Origin of the sequence: Caulobacter segnis (assembly GCF_003243465.1) — a bacterium.
Lineage (GTDB): Bacteria > Pseudomonadota > Alphaproteobacteria > Caulobacterales > Caulobacteraceae > Caulobacter > Caulobacter segnis_A.
Genome location: NZ_QFQZ01000002.1, coordinates 114,423 through 132,829, shown reverse-complemented (window position 1 = coordinate 132,829; position 18,407 = coordinate 114,423). Strand labels below are relative to the sequence as shown.

Annotated in this window: 15 protein-coding genes and 1 tRNA gene; 15 read left to right on the top strand and 1 reads right to left on the bottom strand. The window is 67.9% G+C overall.

Annotated elements, in window-relative coordinates; all coding sequences use genetic code 11:
* The first annotated feature begins 435 nt into the window (after positions 1-435).
* The 5 genes from DI526_RS01635 (at position 436) to DI526_RS01615 (ending at position 10,549) form a co-directional block, all read left to right on the top strand.
* Positions 436-3,108 carry a TonB-dependent receptor gene (locus DI526_RS01635; protein ID WP_304273333.1) on the top strand — a complete coding sequence of 891 codons (2,673 nt, stop codon included), beginning with the start codon at positions 436-438 and terminating at the stop codon, positions 3,106-3,108.
* Positions 3,109-3,247: 139 nt separating this feature from the next.
* A complete protein-coding gene (locus DI526_RS01630; protein WP_304273332.1) occupies positions 3,248-5,560 on the top strand; it encodes an alpha-N-acetylglucosaminidase in 2,313 nt (770 codons plus the stop codon).
* Entirely contained in the window at positions 5,557-6,675 is a 1,119-nt protein-coding gene (locus tag DI526_RS01625) for an acyltransferase family protein (RefSeq protein ID WP_304273330.1), read from the top strand. The genes DI526_RS01630 and DI526_RS01625 overlap by 4 nt, the downstream gene beginning before the upstream one ends.
* Before the next feature lie 8 nt (positions 6,676-6,683).
* Positions 6,684-7,931 carry a histidine-type phosphatase gene (locus tag DI526_RS01620; RefSeq protein WP_304273328.1) on the top strand — a complete coding sequence of 416 codons (1,248 nt, stop codon included), beginning with the start codon at positions 6,684-6,686 and terminating at the stop codon, positions 7,929-7,931.
* 92 nt (positions 7,932-8,023) lie between these two features.
* On the top strand, positions 8,024-10,549 hold the full coding sequence (locus DI526_RS01615) for a glycosyl hydrolase 115 family protein (RefSeq protein WP_304273335.1): 2,526 nt from the start codon (positions 8,024-8,026) through the stop codon (positions 10,547-10,549).
* 171 nt (positions 10,550-10,720) lie between these two features.
* Here DI526_RS01615 and DI526_RS01610 read toward each other — a convergent pair.
* Positions 10,721-10,795, bottom strand: a tRNA-Thr gene (locus DI526_RS01610).
* A 90-nt stretch (positions 10,796-10,885) separates the two neighbouring features.
* Between DI526_RS01610 and DI526_RS01605 the strand changes: the two genes are divergently transcribed.
* The 10 genes from DI526_RS01605 (at position 10,886) to DI526_RS01560 (ending at position 18,399) form a co-directional block, all read left to right on the top strand.
* Positions 10,886-11,338 (top strand): hypothetical protein, encoded by a 453-nt coding sequence (locus DI526_RS01605; RefSeq protein ID WP_304273326.1) that lies wholly within the window; start codon positions 10,886-10,888, stop codon positions 11,336-11,338.
* 110 nt (positions 11,339-11,448) lie between these two features.
* Positions 11,449-12,738: a UDP-N-acetylglucosamine 1-carboxyvinyltransferase gene (gene murA / locus DI526_RS01600; RefSeq protein ID WP_304273325.1), complete on the top strand. Its 1,290-nt coding sequence runs from the start codon at positions 11,449-11,451 to the stop codon at positions 12,736-12,738.
* A gap of 3 nt (positions 12,739-12,741) precedes the next feature.
* Positions 12,742-13,188: a DUF2948 family protein gene (locus DI526_RS01595; protein WP_304273323.1), complete on the top strand. Its 447-nt coding sequence runs from the start codon at positions 12,742-12,744 to the stop codon at positions 13,186-13,188.
* A gap of 199 nt (positions 13,189-13,387) precedes the next feature.
* Entirely contained in the window at positions 13,388-13,564 is a 177-nt protein-coding gene (locus tag DI526_RS01590; RefSeq protein WP_304273321.1) for a hypothetical protein, read from the top strand.
* 162 nt (positions 13,565-13,726) lie between these two features.
* A complete protein-coding gene (locus tag DI526_RS01585) occupies positions 13,727-15,166 on the top strand; it encodes an NCS1 family nucleobase:cation symporter-1 (RefSeq protein WP_304273318.1) in 1,440 nt (479 codons plus the stop codon).
* Positions 15,167-15,243: 77 nt separating this feature from the next.
* Positions 15,244-16,530: a histidinol dehydrogenase gene (gene hisD / locus DI526_RS01580; protein ID WP_304273316.1), complete on the top strand. Its 1,287-nt coding sequence runs from the start codon at positions 15,244-15,246 to the stop codon at positions 16,528-16,530.
* A 21-nt stretch (positions 16,531-16,551) separates the two neighbouring features.
* Positions 16,552-17,034, top strand: coding sequence for a UPF0262 family protein (locus tag DI526_RS01575; RefSeq protein WP_304273314.1), 483 nt, complete (start codon positions 16,552-16,554; stop codon positions 17,032-17,034).
* 3 nt (positions 17,035-17,037) lie between these two features.
* Positions 17,038-17,493, top strand: coding sequence for a low molecular weight phosphatase family protein (locus tag DI526_RS01570; RefSeq protein ID WP_304273299.1), 456 nt, complete (start codon positions 17,038-17,040; stop codon positions 17,491-17,493).
* Between the two features lie 74 nt (positions 17,494-17,567).
* Positions 17,568-17,786 (top strand): translation initiation factor IF-1, encoded by a 219-nt coding sequence (infA, locus tag DI526_RS01565; protein WP_004617696.1) that lies wholly within the window; start codon positions 17,568-17,570, stop codon positions 17,784-17,786.
* 7 nt (positions 17,787-17,793) lie between these two features.
* Positions 17,794-18,399 carry a Maf family nucleotide pyrophosphatase gene (locus tag DI526_RS01560; RefSeq protein ID WP_304273265.1) on the top strand — a complete coding sequence of 202 codons (606 nt, stop codon included), beginning with the start codon at positions 17,794-17,796 and terminating at the stop codon, positions 18,397-18,399.
* The last annotated feature ends 8 nt before the right edge of the window (positions 18,400-18,407 follow it).

Sequence of the window (18,407 nt, the reverse complement as noted above, 5' to 3'; positions counted from 1 at the left end):
CGAGATCCTCCGGAGGGCCATCCAACAGCGCCTCTAACCCACAGCGCGCACGGCGAGAGTAACCGCCCGCCCTCTCGACCTATGGCTGCCGAGGCTTGAAAACTGCCGCCAAATGGCCGTTTAAGAGGCACTAAAATGGTATTGTTTCGGTGGGCAGCGTTCTAGGGCCTTCCGGCTATAAGTAACTGAATTAACAACGATAAATGGAGGAAACGCGTGGTGAGTGTCTTTTAGCCCAGGCTTGTGTGGCGCCTAACCAACAGTCGTCACTCAAAAGCGAGTAAAATAAACAGCTTAGGCTTTTCGGCAGCGGTGCTGTCAGCTTTAGTGTCTAACCTGCGGGCCAGATAAAGGTACTTCAATGGTCTGCTTAACCATCAAGGCGCGCGGTCTTGCAGCCGTATCAGCGTCAGCAGTCAACGGGGGATACAGAATATGATCGATCCGAAATCGAAGAACGCGGCCATGCGCCGCAAGGCTTTCATGCTTGCGCTGCTGGGCGGCGCCTGCTTCGCCGACATGGCCATGGCCCAGACGGCGCCCGCGGCCGAGCCGGAATCGGTTGACGAAGTGATCGTCACCGCCTTCCGCAAGAGCCTCGCCACCGCCCTGGAAGTGAAGCGCAAGGACGTCCGCGTCTCGGACGGCATCTCGTCGGAAGACATCGGCAAGTTCCCGTCGGAGAACATCGCCGAAGCCATCCAGCGCATCCCGGGCGTCCAGATCTCCAACATCAACGGCCGGGGCTCGACGATCAGCATCCGGGGCCTTGGCCCGCAGTACGCCCTGACCACCGTCAACGGCCAGGCGTTCAAGAGCTCGAACTTCACCGACGGCTTCCGCTACGACGTCATCCAGACGGAACTGGCCTCGGGCATCCAGGTCTATAAGTCGCCGACGGCCGACATGGACGCCGGCGGCTTGGCCGGCACGGTCAACATCGACACGGTGCATCCGTTCGACGTGAAGGGCCGCCAGATCATCATCGCCGGCAAGGCCCAGAAGCAGGACCTGATCGGCGGCAATCCGACCGGCAAGTACGGCCTGACCTATGTCGACCACTTCCTGGACGGCAAGCTGGGCGTGTTCCTGGGCGGCGGCTATCAGGAGCTGAAGGACCGCGGCGACTATCTCTGGATGGACCGCTGGACCGTCAGCAACGGCACCTACACGCCGGCGCGCCTGCGCTATCGCCGCATCGACCGCGAAACCAAGCGCTCGATGCTGAACGGCGCCCTGCAGTTCAAGCCGACCAGCGACCTGCAGGTCGACCTGATCGCGACCTACGCCAAGGACAAGACCCAGCAGGACCTGCACCAGCAGGTGTTCCTGCTGACGACGCCTTCGGCCTCGAACGTCGTGCCGATCACGGTGGCGAACGGCACCGCCACCAAGGTCCAGGTCAACAACTTCCGCCTCGAAAACAACCACCAGTTCGAGAACCGTCCGCAGTCGACGGGCGCCCTGACGACCAACATCCACTACACGGGCATCGAGAACTGGGATTTCAAGGGCACGGCGCACTACTCGCGCGGCAGCGCCAAGCACAACGAAGAGGCCGCGATCCTCGGCATCAACATCCCGAGCGCGACCATCGACATCAGCAACCCGAAGAACGTCGTCTTCACGACCTCGACGCCGCTGACCGATACGGCCCAGTACAACACCTCGACGCTGATCCGGAACACCTATCCGAACGGCGCCTACCGTTCGATCGACTCGTACGAAGACGCCGCCCAGTTCGACGCCAAGCGCTTCCTCGACTGGGGCGTGCTGGAATCGGTCCAGGTCGGCGCCAAGACGCGGCACGAAGTGCTCAAGCGCAACGTGATCCGTCGCGACGGCCAGAACACCATCCCGGCCTCGTATTCGCCGACCATGGCCGCCACGGGCCTGTCGATCACCAACTTCCTGGACGGCGAAGCCACCCTGCCGGCGGCCTGGGTGTCGCCGAACCTGCAAGCCTATCGCGATGCGCTGAAGGCCCAGGGCGTCTCGGTGTACGCAGCGTTCGATCCGTCGGGCAGCTTCCGCGTCGAGCGTGACCTGACCTCGTTCTACGCCATGGCCAACCTGAAGGGCGAAGTGCTGTCCAAGACCTTCCGGGGCAACCTGGGCGTCCGCAGCGAGAGCACCGACCAGACGGTGAAGGGCTATGTCGGCGGCGCCGCCAACCCGCAGAACACCGAAGTGAAGCTGGTGGCCGGCACCTACACGACGAAGAAGTCGTACGACAACATCCTGCCGTCGGCGAACTTCAGCCTGGACCTGACCGACAACCTGCTGCTGCGCGTCGCCGCCGCCAAGGTGCTGGTGCGTCCGATCATCGACTCCAACAACCAGCTGGCCACCACCCGCACGACCACCACGGACACGACGGGCAAGAAGGTCAACACGATCTCGATCGGCCAAGGCGACCTGGATCCGATGACCGCCAACCAGCTCGACCTGACGCTGGAGTGGTACTACGGCCAGGGCAACGGCCTGTCGGCCGGCTACTTCTCGAAGAAGGTCAAGAACGGCGTCTATACGTCGGTCGTCTGCCCGACCTCGTATGAAGGCACCGCCCTTTCGAAGGACGCCACCGGGGTCTGCGTCTCGGGCGCCGGCGACACCTACTCGATCACCCAAAGCTTCAACGACGACCGCACGGTCGACATCCACGGCTACGAAGTGAACTGGCAACAGTCGTTCGACGCCTGGCTGCCGATCAAGGGCTTTGGCCTGATCACCAACTACACCCACGTGAATCCGGCGACCTCGACGACCGGCTTCCGTCTGGCCAACCTGTCGGAGCACACCGCCAACGGCACGCTGTACTGGGAAAACCAGACCTTCAGCGCCCGTCTGTCGGCCAACTACCGCAGCGCCTATGACCAGACTTCGGTGGAAAGCTTCTTCGCCGGCCCGCTGGGCCACACGGTCAAGTCGCGCACCCAGTTCGACCTGAACCTGGGCTACAACGTCAACGAACACCTGAGCTTCGCCTTCGCGGCGATGAACATCAACAACGCTCAGGAGAAGTCCTACCTCGGCAATTCGAGCCGCTGGCAAGAGACCTCGGTCACCGGCCCGAGCTACTACCTGTCGTTCCAATACAAGATGTAACGCGTTCGGCGCGGCGCTCTCTTCCTCCCCTGAGCGCCGTGTCTTTCCTGGCCCTGTCCGCGCGGCGGACGGGGCCTTTACCCTGGCGCCCGTCGTTTTCCTTCTCCTAGGCGGCGGGCGTCCCTTTTTGTAGATCCTGATGCCGATGAAAGCCTCTCTGAACCGACGTCAGGCGCTGATCTCCGCGGCCGCCGCGGCCATTGCGGGTCCCGCCTTCGCCGCACCGTCCGCCAAGGGCGCCGCCGCCGCGCGCGAGAGCCTGCGCCGCCTGTTCGGCCCACGTCTGGCCGGCGTGAACCTGACCCTCAGTCCGAGCGCCGGGCGCTCCTGGTATTCGGTCAGCGACAAGGCCGGCAAACTCACCATTTCCGGCGATACGCCCGTCGCGCTCGTGCGCGGGGCCTACGCCTATCTGAACCAGGCGGGCCTGGCCCACGTCAGCTGGGAGGGCGATAGGATCGCCCAGGGCGGCGCCTTGCCCGCCGCGTCGGGCGCGCGCGTCGAGACGCCGTTCCGCCACCGCGCCTATCTGAACACCTGCACCTACGGCTACACGACGCCGTGGTGGGGCTGGGATCGCTGGACGCGCGAGATCGATTGGATGGCGGCGCATGGCGTCGACATGCCGCTGGCCATGGAAGGCCAGGAATATGTCTGGCGCGCGCTGTGGCGCGAGTTCGGCCTCAGCGAGGCCGAGCTGGCCGACTACTTCTCGGGGCCGGCCTTCACGCCCTGGCAGCGCATGGGCAATATCGAGGGCTATCGCGCCCCTCTGCCGACCAACTGGATCGACAAGAAAAAGGACCTGCAGGTCAAGATCCTGGGCCGCATGCGGTCGCTGGGCATGACCCCTATCCTGCCGGCGTTCGGCGGCTACGTGCCCAAGGCGTTCGCCCAGAAGAACCCCAAGGCGCGCATCTATCGGATGCGTCCGTGGGAGGGCTTCCATGAGACCTACTGGCTGGATCCCGCCGATCCGCTGTTCGCCAAGATCGCCGGGCGCTTCTTGGCGCTGTACACCCAGACCTACGGGGCGGGGACCTACTATCTGGCGGACTCGTTCAACGAGATGCTGCCGCCGATCAACGCCGACGGGGCGGACGCCCGCGACGCGGCCTATGGCGACGGCACGGCCAACACCAACGCGACCAAGACCAAGGTCGAGGTCGATCCGGCGCTGAAGGCCCAGCGCCTGGCCGCCTACGGCAAGGCGATCTACGACTCGATCCGCCAGGCGCGGCCGGACGCGGTCTGGGTGATGCAGGGCTGGCTGTTCGGCGCCGACAGCCACTTCTGGGACCCGGCGGCGATCTCGGCCTATCTGAGCCTGGTCCCCGACGACAAGCTGATGATCCTGGACATCGGCAACGACCGCTATCCGGCTGTCTGGAAGAACGCCAAGGCCTTCGGCGGCAAGCCGTGGATCTACGGCTACGTCCACAATTACGGCGGCAGCAACCCGGTCTATGGCGACCTCGGCTACTACCGCCAGGACATTCCCGCGATCGCGGCCAATCCCGAAGCGGGCAAGCTGGCCGGCTTTGGCATGTTCCCCGAAGGCCTGCACAACAACTCGATCGTCTACGACGCCGTCTATGACCTGGCCTGGGGCGCGGGGCAGAAGACGCTGTCGGCTTGGCTGTCGACCTACGCCCGCGCGCGCTACGGCAAGACCTCGCCCGCGCTCGACGCGGCGCTTGGCCAACTGGTCGAGGCGGCCTATTCGACCCGCTACTGGACGCCGCGCTGGTGGAAGAGCAAGGCCGGCGCCTATCTCTTCTTCAAGCGCCCGACGGCGACGATCGGCGAGTTCCCGCCGCATCCGGGCGATCGCGCCAAGCTGGAGACGGCGGTGAAGGCGCTGACGGCGCTGGCCCCGGCCTACGCCAACGAGCCGCTGTTCATTCTTGACCTGACCGACGCCACGCGCCACCTGGCGACGCTGAAGATCGACGACCTGCTACAGGCCGCCGTGGCCGCCTATCGCCGGGGCGACATCGCCGCCGGGGACCAGGCGCGCGCCGAGATCGAGACCCTCGCCCTGTCGATCGACAAGCTGCTGGGCGTCCAGCCCGAGACGCTGGCCACCTGGATCGACGACGCCCGCGCCTATGGCGACACGCCCGCCGACGCGGCGGCCTATGTCGCCAACGCCAAGGCCCAGGTCACGGTCTGGGGCGGGGAGGGCAACCTCAACGACTACGCGTCCAAGGCCTGGCAGGGCCTTTATCGCGGCTTCTACCTGCCGCGCTGGTCGATGTTCCTCGACGCGCTGAAGGCGGCGGGGACGGGGACCTTCGACGAGCCCGCCGCCGTGCGCGCCAGCATCGCCTGGGAACGCGCCTGGGTGGACGCCGAGGTCGCCTATCGCCGCGACAAGCCCGCCGACCCGATCGGCGAGATCAAGACCCTGATCGCACGGATCGGTCAGGGCGGGGAGAAGACCGCATGAGCAAGCCCGCCGCCCGTTTCCTGTCCCTGGACGTGTTCCGAGGCCTGACGGTCTGCCTGATGATCGTCGTCAACACGGCGGGTCCGGGCGCCAAGGCCTACACCCAGCTGGTGCACGCGCCGTGGTTCGGCTTCACGGCGGCGGACGCAGTGTTCCCGTCGTTCCTGTTCGCGGTCGGCTGCTCGATGGCCTTCGCCTTCTCGCGACCGATTCCGACCCGTGAGTTCATGGCCAAGGTGCTGCGCCGCGCGGCCCTGATCTTCCTGCTCGGCTTCCTGATGTACTGGTTCCCCTTCGTGAAGAAGGTCGACGGGCATTGGGCGCTGATCCCGTTCTCCGACACCCGCGTCATGGGCGTTCTGCAGCGGATCGGCTTGGCCTATCTGCTGGCGGCTCTGGCCGTGCGCTGGCTGTCGCCGCGCCTGATCGTGGCGCTGTCGGCCGTGCTGCTGCTGGGCTACTGGGCGATCCTGATGACGTTCGGCGATCCGGCCGCCCCGCTGTCCAAGCTGGGCAATGCCGGCACGCACCTGGACCTCTTGCTGATCGGCCAGAACCACCTCTATCGCAAGGACGGCGGCTTCGATCCCGAGGGCCTGCTGGGCACGCTTCCTTCGACCGTCAACGTGCTGGCCGGATATCTGGCGGCGCGCTTCCTGAAGGAGAACCCAGGCTCCAGCTCGGCCCTGACGCGGATGGCCGTCGCGGGTGTCGTCCTGATCCTGGCGGGCCTGGCCTGGAACCCGCTGTTCCCGATCGCCAAGAAGCTCTGGACCGGCAGCTTCGTGCTGCTGACCGTCGGCATCGACCTCGTCCTGCTGGCCGGCCTGACCAAGCTGCTGGAAGGCAAGGATTCCAATCCGGGGACTTACTTCTTCCAGGTCTTCGGCCTCAATCCGCTGGTGATCTACCTGTTCTCGGAACTGTTCGTGACGGTCCTGAACATGATCGAGGTCGCGCCGGGCGTGGGCGTCTACAAGTGGATCGGCGTCAACATCTTCCAGGCCATGGTCCCCGGCGCGTTCGGCTCGCTGCTTTGCGCGGTGGCCTACATGCTGGTCTGCTGGCTGCTTGGCTATGTGATGGCCCGTCGCGGCGTCGTCGTGAAGCTGTAGGAGCCGTCATGCGCCTGTCCCTTCGTATCGCCGCCGTCGCCATTGTCCTGACCTCGGCGGCGACCGCCGCGTCGGCCGACACGCTCGAGAAGGTCGTGATCCTCAGCCGCCACGGCGTGCGCGCCGCGATGTCGTCGCCGGAAAAGCTGGAGGAGGCCTCGGCGCGTCCCTGGCCGCGCTTCGAGGTTCCGGCCGGCCACCTGACCGCGCGGGGCTCGACCCTGGTCACGCGCATGGGCGACTACTATCGCCAACACTACGCCGCCCAGGGCCTGCTGAAGGCCGGCGACTGCTCGGCGGTCTACGCCTGGGCCAATGTCACGCAACGCACCATCGCCACGGGACGCGCCTATGCCGACGCCCTTGCGCCCGGCTGCGCTCTCGCCGTCAACACGGTGGGTGAGGGCAATAACGACCCGATGTTCGAGCCGGTGAAGGCTGGGATCGCCAAGCCCGACCACGCCCTGGCCCGCGCCGCCGTGGCCGGTCGCGTCGGCGGCGACCTGAGCGCCTGGAGCGCCAGCCACCACCAGGAGGCCGAGCAGCTCGACGCCCTCTTGATGCAATGCGCCAAGGGGCCGTGCCCCGCCGCGCCGGGGAAGCGCCGCGTGTTCGACGCCAAGCCCGGCTTCGTCGACGGCGAGGAGCTGGCCGGCGTCTCGGGTCCGGAGGCCTTTGCCTCGGGCGTCACCGAGAGCCTGCTGATGGCCTGGGCCGACGGCCGAGACTTCGCGGGCCTGGGTTGGAAGGGTCTGGACGAGGAGGCGCTGACTCGCGCGTTCTTCCTCCATCAGGCCGAGTTCGATCTTCGCCTTCGCACGCCCTACGTGGCGCGGATTCTGGCCGGTCATCTGGCCGATCGCCTGGCGGCGACCGTGGAGGGCGGCGCGGGCTCGATCGGCCCCGCCGACGCCAAGCTGGTGGTGATCGCCGGACACGACGGGACGCTGGCCTCGCTGGGCGGCCTGCTGCGGATGGAGTGGACCTTGCCGGGCTACCAGCCCAACCAGATCCAGCCGGGCGGCGCCCTGGTGTTCGAGCGCTGGAAGCGTGACGACGGCGTGCGCGTGGTCCGCGTGCGCTTCACGGGCCAGAGCCTGTCGCAGCTGCGGAACATGACCCCGCTGGACGCCAAGACTCCGCCGCTGTCGGCGCCGGTCTTCATCCAGGGCTGCGGGACGGCCGCGCCAGCCTTCGACTGCCGGCTGGAAGACTTCGAGACGGTCGTGCGAAGCGCGACGCGCGCGGACGGCTAGAGGCCGCTTCGGCGGTCTAGGAACGTCGCCCAGCGAATGGGCGCGCAGGCGGCGCTTACAGGCCGCGAGTAGGGAGTTCGATGATGAAGTGGATGCACGTCGCGGCGGTCTGCGCCCTGGCCCTGGCCTCGTCGGCCGTTCCGAGCCGCCAGGCCCTGGCCGCCAGCGCCTCGAGCCGCGCCCTCGCCGAGGCCGCGCCGCTGTTCGCCGACGCCCCCGTCCGAGGCGGTTTCCAGCTCGTGGGCAAGGGCGTCGTCCCGACGATCGTGGTCGATCCCGCCGACGCCGCCGTGGTGCGCCACGCCGCCGATGATCTTTTCGACGACATCCAGACCGTCACCGGCCAGCGGGCGACGGTGGCCGCCGCGCCGGCCGGCAAGACCGCGATCCTGGTCGGCACGCTGGGCCAGAGTCCGCTGATCGACCAACTGGTCGCCGCCAAGCGCGTCGACGTCTCGCGGCTTAAAGGCGCGTGGGAGAGTTTCGTCATCGCCACGGTCGACCGTCCGGTTCCGGGCGTCGACAAGGCCCTGGTGGTGATCGGCAGCGACCGGCGCGGGACCGCGTTCGGCGTCTATGAGGTCGCGCAGTCCATGGGCGTCTCGCCTTGGGCCTGGTGGGCCGACGTCACGCCCAAGCGTCGCGAGGCCCTGTACGTGCGCGCCGGCGTCCATCGCTTTGGTCCGCCGTCGGTCCGCTATCGCGGAATCTTCGTCAATGACGAGGACTGGGGTCTCTATCCCTGGGCGGTGAAGACCTTCGACCCCGAGCGCGGCGACATCGGGCCCAAGACCTATCGCAAGGTCTTCACCCTGCTGCTGCGCCTGAAGGCCAACACCCTGTGGCCGGCGATGCACCACACCACCGCGCCGTTCAATTCCGATCCCGCCAACGCCAAGCTGGCCGAGGAGTACGGCATCGTCATGGGCTCGTCCCACGCCGAGGCCATGCTGCGCAACAATGTCGGCGAGTGGAAGGACGACCCGGCCAAGTTCAACTACGCGACCAATCCCGAGGGCGTGAAGGCCTATTGGGAGGAGCGCGCCAAGGCCAACGCGGGCTTCGAGAGCCTGTGGACCGTCGGCATGCGCGGCATCCACGACACCGGCATGGTCGGTCCCAAGACCACCGAGGAAAAGGTCGCCCTGCTGGACAAGATCATCGCCGACCAGCGCGAGATCCTGTCCAAGAACGTCAACGCCGACGTCGCCAAGATCCCGCAGATCTTCGTGCCCTATAAGGAGGTCCTGGGGATCTACCGCGCGGGCCTGAAGGTCCCCGACGACGTGACCATCGTCTGGCCGGACGACAACTTCGGCTACATCCGTCAGTTCGCCAGCCCCGAGGAGGCCGCGCGCAAGGGCGGGGCGGGGGTGTACTATCACCTCTCGTACCTCGGCTATCCGCTGGCCTATCTGTGGCTCTCCACGACGCCCCCGGCCCTGGTGCAGGAGGAGATGGTCCACGCCTGGGACAAGGGCGCACGCAACGTCTGGATCGCCAATGTCGGCGACATCAAGCCGGCCGAGATCGGGACCAGCCACTTCCTGGAAATGGCCTGGGACATCGACCGCTGGCGCGGCAAGACCCAGAAGCAGTTCCTGCAGGACTGGACGGCCCGGAACCTCGGTCCGGACCTCGCGGCCAAGACCGCCGACCTCATGGACCGCTACTACCGCCTGAACTTCGAGCGCCGCCCCGAGCACCTGGAGTGGCAGCCCAAGGCCGAGGCGCGCCACCTCTCCAGCTATACGCCCGAGGAGGTCAACGCCCGCCTGAAGGCCTTCCGCGTCCTCGTCGACGAAACCAAGGCGACGGGCGAGAAGGTCTCCCCGGAGCTGCGCGACGCATGGTTCGAACTGGTCGAGTTCCCGATCCGCGTGTCAGCGGCGGCGAACATGCGATTCTTCGCGGCCGAGCGTTACAACGAGCTGATCGACGGCCAGCAGGCCATGGCCCGCTCTGCGGGCGGCGCGGCGGTCGAGGCCCAGGCCGAGATCACCGCCCTGACCGACCGCTTCAACAACCAGATCGCCGGCGGCAAGTGGCGCTGGATCATGCCGGAGGAGCCGGCCGACAGCCAGTGGCGCATCTATCGCGCCCGCTCGATCCCGCTGCCCGGCGCGGGCCTCGCCGCCGATCCTGGGCCATTCCTGAGCGTCGTCGACAGCGCCGGCCCCGTCGGTCAACTGACGACCGAGGCCGAGACGTTCTTGGCCAACACGGGCTGGCGTCTGGTGGAAGGCGTCGGGCGCGGCAAGGGCGTGATGATCGCCGACTCGGCCGGCGCGTCGCTGTCATTCAAGGTCGAAGCGCCCTCCAAGGGGCTTAACCTGCAACTGGGCGTGCTGCCGATCTTCCCGGACGGGCAGGGCGGCGATATCGCCCTCGATGTCAGCATCGACGGCGGCCCCGCCCAGCGCGTCTCCTGGCCGCGCGCCGTGGGCTCGCCCGCCTGGGCGCAGGGCGTGCTGGACAACCTGCTGAAGGCGTCGGTAGGCCCCGAGCTATCGCCTGGCGCGCACACCGTGCAGGTGATCGCCAGAACGGGCCGCGTGGCGCTGGACCAACTGCGCCTCGCCGCGCCGGAAGAGGTTCCCACGCACGAGAACCACTAGGATGTTCTGAAGCTGGCGGCCGTCGCTCCGACGGTCGCCGGACATCGTGAAGCTGATGGATCCGGCGCGCCGAGACCGGCGCGCAAAGCCGCGTGCGCGATGAAGGCGCGACGTGAATTCAAGGATTTGGGAAGAAGTGGCGGGGACCCAAGTTCTTCACTTGGGTCCCCGTGGTGCCGCCGGGCAGGATTGAACTGCCGACCTCAGCCTTACCAAGGATGCGCTCTACCACTGAGCTACGGCGGCGACGAGGAGGGGGCGTATAGCGAGGAGAATCGCGATCGCCAAGCCCAAAATCGTCTTGACCGAAGAACTTTGTCGCCGCACCCCGGCGACATGCCGATCAGCGACGACAAGATGACCCGCGAAGCCAAGCTGGCCGAGGCCCTCCGGACCAATCTGCGCAAGCGAAAAGCCGCGTCCCGTGGGGTTTCTGGCGATTTTGACCCCGCGATCGAGGCCGCGCGCGCCGCGCCCCGGCCGTATAACGCCGTTCGGAAGTTGCTGGGGATAAGTCATCGCGACGGCGCGCGCGTCGACCTGTGCGTCGAACTGTCCGCGCCGTTTCCGAATCCCGACGGGGAGGGCTGGGCCGTCGCGGTGCGGCTGGCCGGCGACGGCGGCCAGTTCGACACCGACTTCGGCAAGGCCGCCTTCGGGCGCGACGGCCTGGCGGCGACGCGCAAGGCGATCGACCTGGCGCAGGTGGCGCTGGACCTCGCCAGCACCACGCACGACCTGCGCTGGCCCGAGGATGAGCGCCCTTACGACCTCTCTGCGCCGATCTAGGCCCGCAAATCGCCGGGAGGCCCTTGCAACCCCTCTTGCAACGGATAGAACCCGCCCCTCACATGTGAGCCGCGCCGAGACACCCCCGCTTGGCGCGTTCGAGGGACCTCATGGATCGCATCGCCATCACCGGCGGCGCGCAGCTGAACGGGACGATCCCGGTCAGCGGCGCCAAGAACTCGGCCATCAAGCTGATGGCGGCCAGCCTGCTCACCGACGAGCCGCTGCGCCTGACGAACATGCCCCGCCTGGCGGACACGCGCTTCCTGGGCAAGCTGCTGACGCGCCTGGGCGTGCAGGTGACCGAGAGCGACGGCCCCGACGGCCAGCAGACGATCCTGCACGCGCCGGAGATCACCAGCGGCTTCGCGCCCTACGACCTGGTTCGCCAGATGCGCGCCTCGTTCAACGTGCTGGGCCCGCTGGTCGCCCGTTCGGGCCAGGCCAAGGTCTCGCTGCCCGGCGGCTGCACCATCGGCGCGCGTCCCGTCGACCTGCACCTGCAGGCGCTGGAGGCGCTGGGGGCCAAGATCGACCTGCACGAGGGTTATGTCTACGCCCAGGCCCCGCGCGGCCTGAAGGGCGCCGAGATCAGCTTCCCGATCGTCTCGGTCGGGGCGACCGAGCACGCCATGCTGGCGGCCGTCCTGGCCGACGGCGTCACCGTGATCCACAACGCCGCCTGCGAGCCTGAGTTGGCCGACCTGCAGGACTGCCTGAACGCCATGGGCGCCAAGGTGGAAGGCGCGGGCACGCCGACCATCACCATCACCGGCGTCGCCCGCCTGCAGGGCGCCACCCACGCCGTGATCCCCGACCGGATCGAGATGGGCACCTACGCCGTCGCCGCCGCCATGGCCGGGGGCGAAGTGCGCCTGACCAACGCCCGTCCGGGCCTGATCGACGCCCTGCTCGACAAGCTCAAGGAAGCCGGCGCGGGCGTCGAGCCCACCGCCGATGGCGTCATCATCCGCCGCAACGGCCACCGGCTGGAATCGGTCGACGTCGAGACCGCGCCGTTCCCGGGCTTCGCGACCGACCTGCAGGCGCAGTTCATGGCTTTGATGACCACGGCCAACGGCGAGAGCCGCATCCGTGAGACCATCTTCGAGAACCGCTTCATGCACGCGCCGGAACTGATGCGCCTGGGCGCCGATATCTCGGTTGCCGGCGGCGAGGCCCGCGTGCGCGGCGTCGAGCGCTTGGAAGGCGCCGAGGTGATGGCCACCGACCTGCGCGCCTCGGTCAGCCTGGTGATCGCCGGCCTGGTCGCGCGCGGCGAGACGACGGTCTCGCGCATCTACCACCTCGATCGCGGCTTCGAGCGTCTGGAAGAAAAACTGGGCGCCTGCGGGGCGCAGGTCCGTCGTCTCAAGGGCGACGGCGAGGCGGAGCTCTAGCCGATGGCCGACGCCGTCAAGCCGCTGCGCCTGCTGGCCCACGACCCCGAGGATCTCGCCGTGCTGTCGGCCGCCTTGCAGGACGCCATCGCCAAGATTGGCGACATCCGCTGGGACGCGCAGAGCCGCACCCTCACGATCGCCTGCAACCGCTTCCGCTGGGAAGCGCTGGGCAAGCGCGCCAAGGCGGGCGAGCGGGTGCGTTCGGCCCTGCAGTTCGGCGATGTCGCGGGCGTGCAGGCCCGCAACCTGCGCCGCGACGCCAAGGGCGCGGTGGTCGAGCTGCTGTCGATCGGCTTCGAGCCGGCGCAGGAGGCGCCGGCGGGCGTGGTCACCCTGACCTTCGCCGGCGGCGGCGACATGCGCGTGTCGGTCGACTGCCTGGACGTGGCGCTGGCCGACGTCTCCGATCCCTGGATCACGCCCCGGACGCCGGGCCACGCGGAATAAGTCCGACCATTCGGGCTAAGAATTGGGCGCCGTGCTCAACCCTTGGGCGGCCTGATTTTCGTGATCTTTCCGTAGGCAGACCGAACGCTGAGAAATTGTCCCACGCTCTAGTGATCCGCGGGGCGGTTATTCTGGCGCCCGGGCGGTGTTAAGTTAACGTCACACGCCCGTCAGAGGCGTGCTCGTTAGGGACGCCTCCATGGCCAGAAAGTCCGCCTATTCGACCGGTTTCGGTTCGTACGACATCGCGCAGCCCGAGGCGTCGGCCTTGGCGCACGGCGGGCTTCGCTTCGCATGGGGCCGCGTCGGGGCGTTCGGCTTGTGCCTGGCGTTCTGGGCCGGCGTGGCGACATGGGCCTGCGCGGTGCTCGGCTAACGAGTCCGCGCTGACCGTCTGAGGTCTTCTGCTTCTCCAACAGTCGGACAGATGACAAAACTTTGTCATTCGCCCGGCCTTGCCTCCTAAGCTCGACCCTGGGCGCGTCCGCCTGGGGCTTGGTGGCGCGCCGACGGGTTTGAAGCCCTCGGGGACCATGGGATGAGCGCGCCCGACAACGATCTGTGGAACGAGGATCTGGCGCCGACCAGCGCCGCGCAGCGCAACTGGCGCTGGTGGCATTTCGCGGCCCTGTGGCTGGGCATGGTGATCGCGGTGCCCGCCTACATGCTGGCGGGCGGACTGATCGACCAGGGCCTGTCGGCGGGCCAGGCCGTGGCCGCGATCATGCTGGGCAACCTGATCATCCTGGGACCCATGCTGCTGATCGGCCACGCCGGCGCGAAACACGGCGTGCCGTTTGCGGTGCTGGTGCGCTCCTCGTTCGGCTGGCGGGGCGCCAGCCTGCCGGCCCTGGCCCGCGCCCTGGTGGCCTGCGGCTGGTACGGTATCCAGACCTGGATCGGGGGCGGCGCGCTTTTGACCCTTCTGGGCGTCATGGTGGGCAAGAACCTGACCGGCCCCATCACGCCCTTGGGCATTGGAACCGGCCAACTGACGGCCTTCGCGGCCTTCTGGCTGCTGCAACTGCTGTTCGTCACCAAGGGGCTGGACGCCGTCCGCAAGCTGGAGACCTGGACCGCGCCGGTGAAGGTCATCGTCTGCGCGCTGCTGGTCTGGTGGGCGCTGTCCAAGGCGGGTGGGCTGGGCTCCATGCTGCACGCACCTTCGGTCTACGACCCCGGCCATCCCAAGGCGGGTCGCTTCTGGACGGAGTTCCCGCCGATCGTCACCGCCATGGCTGGCTACTGGGGGACGCTGGCCCTGAACATTCCCGACTTCACCCGCTTCGCCCGCACCCAGCGCGACCAGATCCTGGGTCAGGCCGCCGGCCTGCCGGGGCCCATGACCCTGATGGCCCTGATGAGCGTGATCGTCACCTCGGCCACGGTGGTGATCTTCGGCAAGGCGATCTGGGACCCCGTGGCCCTGGCCGGCGACATCGGCGGCGTGGCGGTCATGATCGGGCTGCTGATCATCAGCCTCGACACCGTCTCCTGCAACATCGCCGCCAACCTGGTGGGGCCGGCCTACGACTTCGCCGCCGTGTGGCCCGAGAAGATCACCTATCGCATCGGGGGCTACATCACCGCCGGGATCGGCGCGCTGATCATGCCCTGGAAGCTTATGGAGAGCACCAACGGCTACATCTTTGTCTGGCTGACGGGCTACGGCGCCCTGCTGGGCCCGATCGCCGGGATCATGATCGTCGACTACTGGCTGGTGCGCCGCGCGGCCCTGGTCGCCGACGATCTCTATCGTCGCGAGGGAGTCTATGGCTATCGGCGGGGCTGGAACCCGGCCGCCGTCATCGGCCTGGCGTGCGGCGTGCTGCCGAACCTGCCGGGGTTCCTGGCCACGGCCTTTCCGCATCTTTTCGGCGGCGTGGCGGGCTTCTGGACCGGGCTCTACGCCTACGCCTGGTTCGTGGGTTTCGTGCTGTCGGGCGCCGTCTACGGCTTGCTGATGCGGCGTCGCTAGAGCGGGGGGCGCGGCGCGTGGCTCAAAAGGCCGCGCTGCCCCCTTGCCACCTCGCCAAAAAACCGCATCTAGGCGCCATGCGCCGTTTCCAATTCTCCGATCCCGGTTTCGCCGAAGCCTTCAAGGCCTTCCTCGATGAGCGCCGGGGCTCTCCCGCCGATGTCGACGCCGCCGCGCGCGACGTGCTGGAGGCGGTCAAGACGCATGGGATCGCGGCGGTGCTCGAGTTCAGCCGCAAGTTCGATAAGGTCGAGCTGACGGCCGAGACGATCCGGGTCACGCCGGAAGAGATCGAGCAGGGTTGGGCGGACACGCCCGCCGACGTGCGCGAGGCCATCGCCTTCGCCGCCGCCCGCATCCGCGCCTATCACAGTCGCCAACGCCCGGCCGACCAGGCCTGGACCGACGAGGCCGGCGTCGAGCTCGGCTGGCGCTGGACGCCGCTGGAGGCCGTGGGCGTCTATGTCCCGGGCGGCCGCGCCGCCTACCCCTCGACCGTGCTGATGAACGCCGTGCCGGCCCAGGTGGCGGGCGTCGATCGCATCGCCATGGTCACCCCGCCGGGCAAGCTGCAACCCGCGGTGCTGGCCGCAGCCAAGGAAGCCGGCGTCACCGAGATCTGGCGCGTCGGCGGCGCCCAGGCGGTGGCCGCCCTGGCCTATGGCGCGGGTCCGATCCAGCCGGTCGACAAGATCGTCGGTCCCGGCAACGCCTTCGTCACCGCCGCCAAGCGTCGCCTCTACGGTGTCGTCGGCATCGACGCCCTGGCCGGTCCTTCGGAAATCGTCGTCGTGACCGACAACAAGACCAATCCCGACTGGATCGCCGCCGACCTGCTCAGCCAGGCCGAGCACGACCCGGCCGCCCAGTCGATCCTGATCACCGACGACGAAACCTTCGCCGCCCAGGTCGAGGAGGCGGTTACGGCGCGTCTGACGACCCTCGCCACGGGCGAGGACGCCGCCGCCTCGTGGCGCGACCACGGCGCGGTGATCATCGCGCCGCTGGACGAGAGTCCGGCGCTGGTCGACGCCATCGCCCCCGAGCACGTCGAGTTCGCGACGGAGGCGCCCGAGCGTCTTTCCGATCGCGTGCGCCACGCGGGGGCGATCTTCCTGGGCCGCGTCACGCCCGAGGCGATCGGCGACTACGTCGCGGGCTCCAACCACGTGCTGCCCACCAGCCGCGCGGCGCGCTTCCAGTCGGGCCTGTCGATCTACGACTTCATCAAGCGCACCTCGATCGTGAAGTGCGACGCCGCCGCGTTCGGCATCCTGGGACCGCACACCGTCGCCCTCGCCAAGGCCGAGGGGCTGCCGGCTCACGCCCTGTCGGCGGAGATCCGGTTGCCTTCCGCCGGCTGACGCGCGAACCTCCCGCGCCAGATGAGCCCGACAGACGACCGCGCCCGCCAAAGAATCCAGTCGATCGAGATCGACGACCAGAGCCTTGCGGCCGTCTCGCGCGACCAGGAGCAGGAGCGCCAGGTCGCGATCTTCGATCTGCTCGAGGGCAACTACTTCGAGCCCGAAGAGGCGCATGGCGGCCCTTACGACGTGAAGCTGTCGCTGGTCGAGAATCGGCTGGCCTTCGACATCTCCGGACCGGACTATGCGCGCCGGCACCTCTTGTCGCTGTCGCCGTTCCGCACCGTGATCAAGGACTACTTCCTGATCTGCGACAGCTACTATTCGGCCATACGAAGTTCGACCCCGCAGCAGATCGAGGCCTTGGACATGGGCCGGCGCGGCCTGCACAACGAAGGCTCGAACCTGCTGCGCGAGCGCCTGGTCGGCAAGGTCAAGACCGACCTCGACACCGCCCGGCGGCTGTTCACCCTGATCTGCGCTCTCCACTGGCGAGGCTAGGGGGTGGAGGGGCTTCCGGACGCGGTGCTGTTCACCTGCAACTACAACCGGGTGCGTTCGCCGATGGCCGAGGGGCTGTTCAAGCGATTCTACGGCAAGCGGGCCTTCGTCGATTCGTGCGGGCTGAAGGGCGATCCGGCGGGCGAGGGGGTCGACCCGTTCGTCGTCGTGGTCATGGACGAACTTGGCCTGGACATCTCGGATCACAAGCCCAAGACCTTCGCCGAGCTCGAGGACGGCAGCTTCGATGTCGTGGTCTCCCTGACCCCCGAGGCCCAGCACCGCGCCGTGGAACTGTCGCGGGATCGCGCGGTGGAGATCGAGTACTGGCCGACCCACGATCCCACGCTGGTCGACGGCTCGCGGGAGGCCCGGCTAGAGGCCTATCGCGAGGTCCGCGACGCCCTGGCGGCGGCCATCAAGCAACGTTTCGGGGCGCCATCGACGTTTGGGGGGTAATTGCGTTATAGAGGCGCCTCGCCGCGAGGACCCCCGTCTTCGCGGCAATCCGATTCGTCCCTTTGAGAGGCCTGATGGCTAAGGAAGAACTGCTCGAGTTTCCCGGCACGGTCAGCGAATTGCTGCCCAACGCCACGTTCCGCGTGAAGCTGGAAAACGATCACGAGATCATCGCCCACACCGCCGGCAAGATGCGCAAGAACCGCATCCGCGTGCTGGCCGGCGACAAGGTCCTGGTCGAGATGACCCCCTACGACCTGACCAAGGGCCGTATCACCTACCGCTTCAAGTAAGACGCCGATGGCTCCGACGACGGCAGCCCAAGCGGCCGCCGGGCCGGCGCTGGTGCTGGCCAGCGCGAGCCCCCGGCGCCTCGACCTGCTGGCCCAGGTCGGCGTCACGCCCGACCGGGTCGATCCCGCCGACATCGACGAGACCCCGCTGCGCGACGAGACACCGCGCCGCCACGCCCTGCGCCTGGCGGTGGAGAAGGCGCGCGCCGTCGCCGCCCGCGCGCCGGGCGACTTTGTCCTGGCCGCCGACACGGTCGTCGCCGTCGGCCGCCGCATCCTGCCCAAGGCCGAGACGCAGGCCGACGTCCTTTACTGCCTGAAGCTCCTGTCGGGTAGAAACCATAAGGTGTTCACCGGCGTGGCCCTGATCGCGCCCGACGGCCGCCTGGGCTCGCGCCTGGTCGAGACCAAGGTCGGCTTCAAGCGGCTCTCCGACGCCGAGCGCGACGGCTACGTCGCCAGCGGCCAGTGGAAGGGCAAGGCCGGCGGCTATGGCGTGCAAGGCCTGGCCGGCGGTTTCATCACCGACCTGCAGGGCTCCTATCCCAGCGTCGTTGGTCTGCCGCTCTACGAGACGCTGAACCTGCTTTCGGGCCTGGGTTACCGGCCATGAGCGCCAAG

Bases quoted from the DNA above. Each gene is read 5' to 3' on its own strand.
- infA (WP_004617696.1), top strand. From the start codon at position 17,568: ATGGCTAAGGAAGAACTGCTCGAGTTTCCCGGCACGGTCAGCGAATTG.
- DI526_RS01585 (WP_304273318.1), top strand. From the start codon at position 13,727: ATGAGCGCGCCCGACAACGATCTGTGGAACGAGGATCTGGCGCCGACC.
- DI526_RS01605 (WP_304273326.1), top strand. From the start codon at position 10,886: ATGCCGATCAGCGACGACAAGATGACCCGCGAAGCCAAGCTGGCCGAG.
- DI526_RS01620 (WP_304273328.1), top strand. From the start codon at position 6,684: ATGCGCCTGTCCCTTCGTATCGCCGCCGTCGCCATTGTCCTGACCTCG.
- DI526_RS01560 (WP_304273265.1), top strand. From the start codon at position 17,794: ATGGCTCCGACGACGGCAGCCCAAGCGGCCGCCGGGCCGGCGCTGGTG.
- DI526_RS01615 (WP_304273335.1), top strand. From the start codon at position 8,024: ATGCACGTCGCGGCGGTCTGCGCCCTGGCCCTGGCCTCGTCGGCCGTT.
- DI526_RS01625 (WP_304273330.1), top strand. From the start codon at position 5,557: ATGAGCAAGCCCGCCGCCCGTTTCCTGTCCCTGGACGTGTTCCGAGGC.
- DI526_RS01635 (WP_304273333.1), top strand. From the start codon at position 436: ATGATCGATCCGAAATCGAAGAACGCGGCCATGCGCCGCAAGGCTTTC.
- murA (WP_304273325.1), top strand. From the start codon at position 11,449: ATGGATCGCATCGCCATCACCGGCGGCGCGCAGCTGAACGGGACGATC.
- DI526_RS01590 (WP_304273321.1), top strand. From the start codon at position 13,388: ATGGCCAGAAAGTCCGCCTATTCGACCGGTTTCGGTTCGTACGACATC.
- DI526_RS01595 (WP_304273323.1), top strand. From the start codon at position 12,742: ATGGCCGACGCCGTCAAGCCGCTGCGCCTGCTGGCCCACGACCCCGAG.
- hisD (WP_304273316.1), top strand. From the start codon at position 15,244: ATGCGCCGTTTCCAATTCTCCGATCCCGGTTTCGCCGAAGCCTTCAAG.
- DI526_RS01630 (WP_304273332.1), top strand. From the start codon at position 3,248: ATGCCGATGAAAGCCTCTCTGAACCGACGTCAGGCGCTGATCTCCGCG.
- DI526_RS01575 (WP_304273314.1), top strand. From the start codon at position 16,552: ATGAGCCCGACAGACGACCGCGCCCGCCAAAGAATCCAGTCGATCGAG.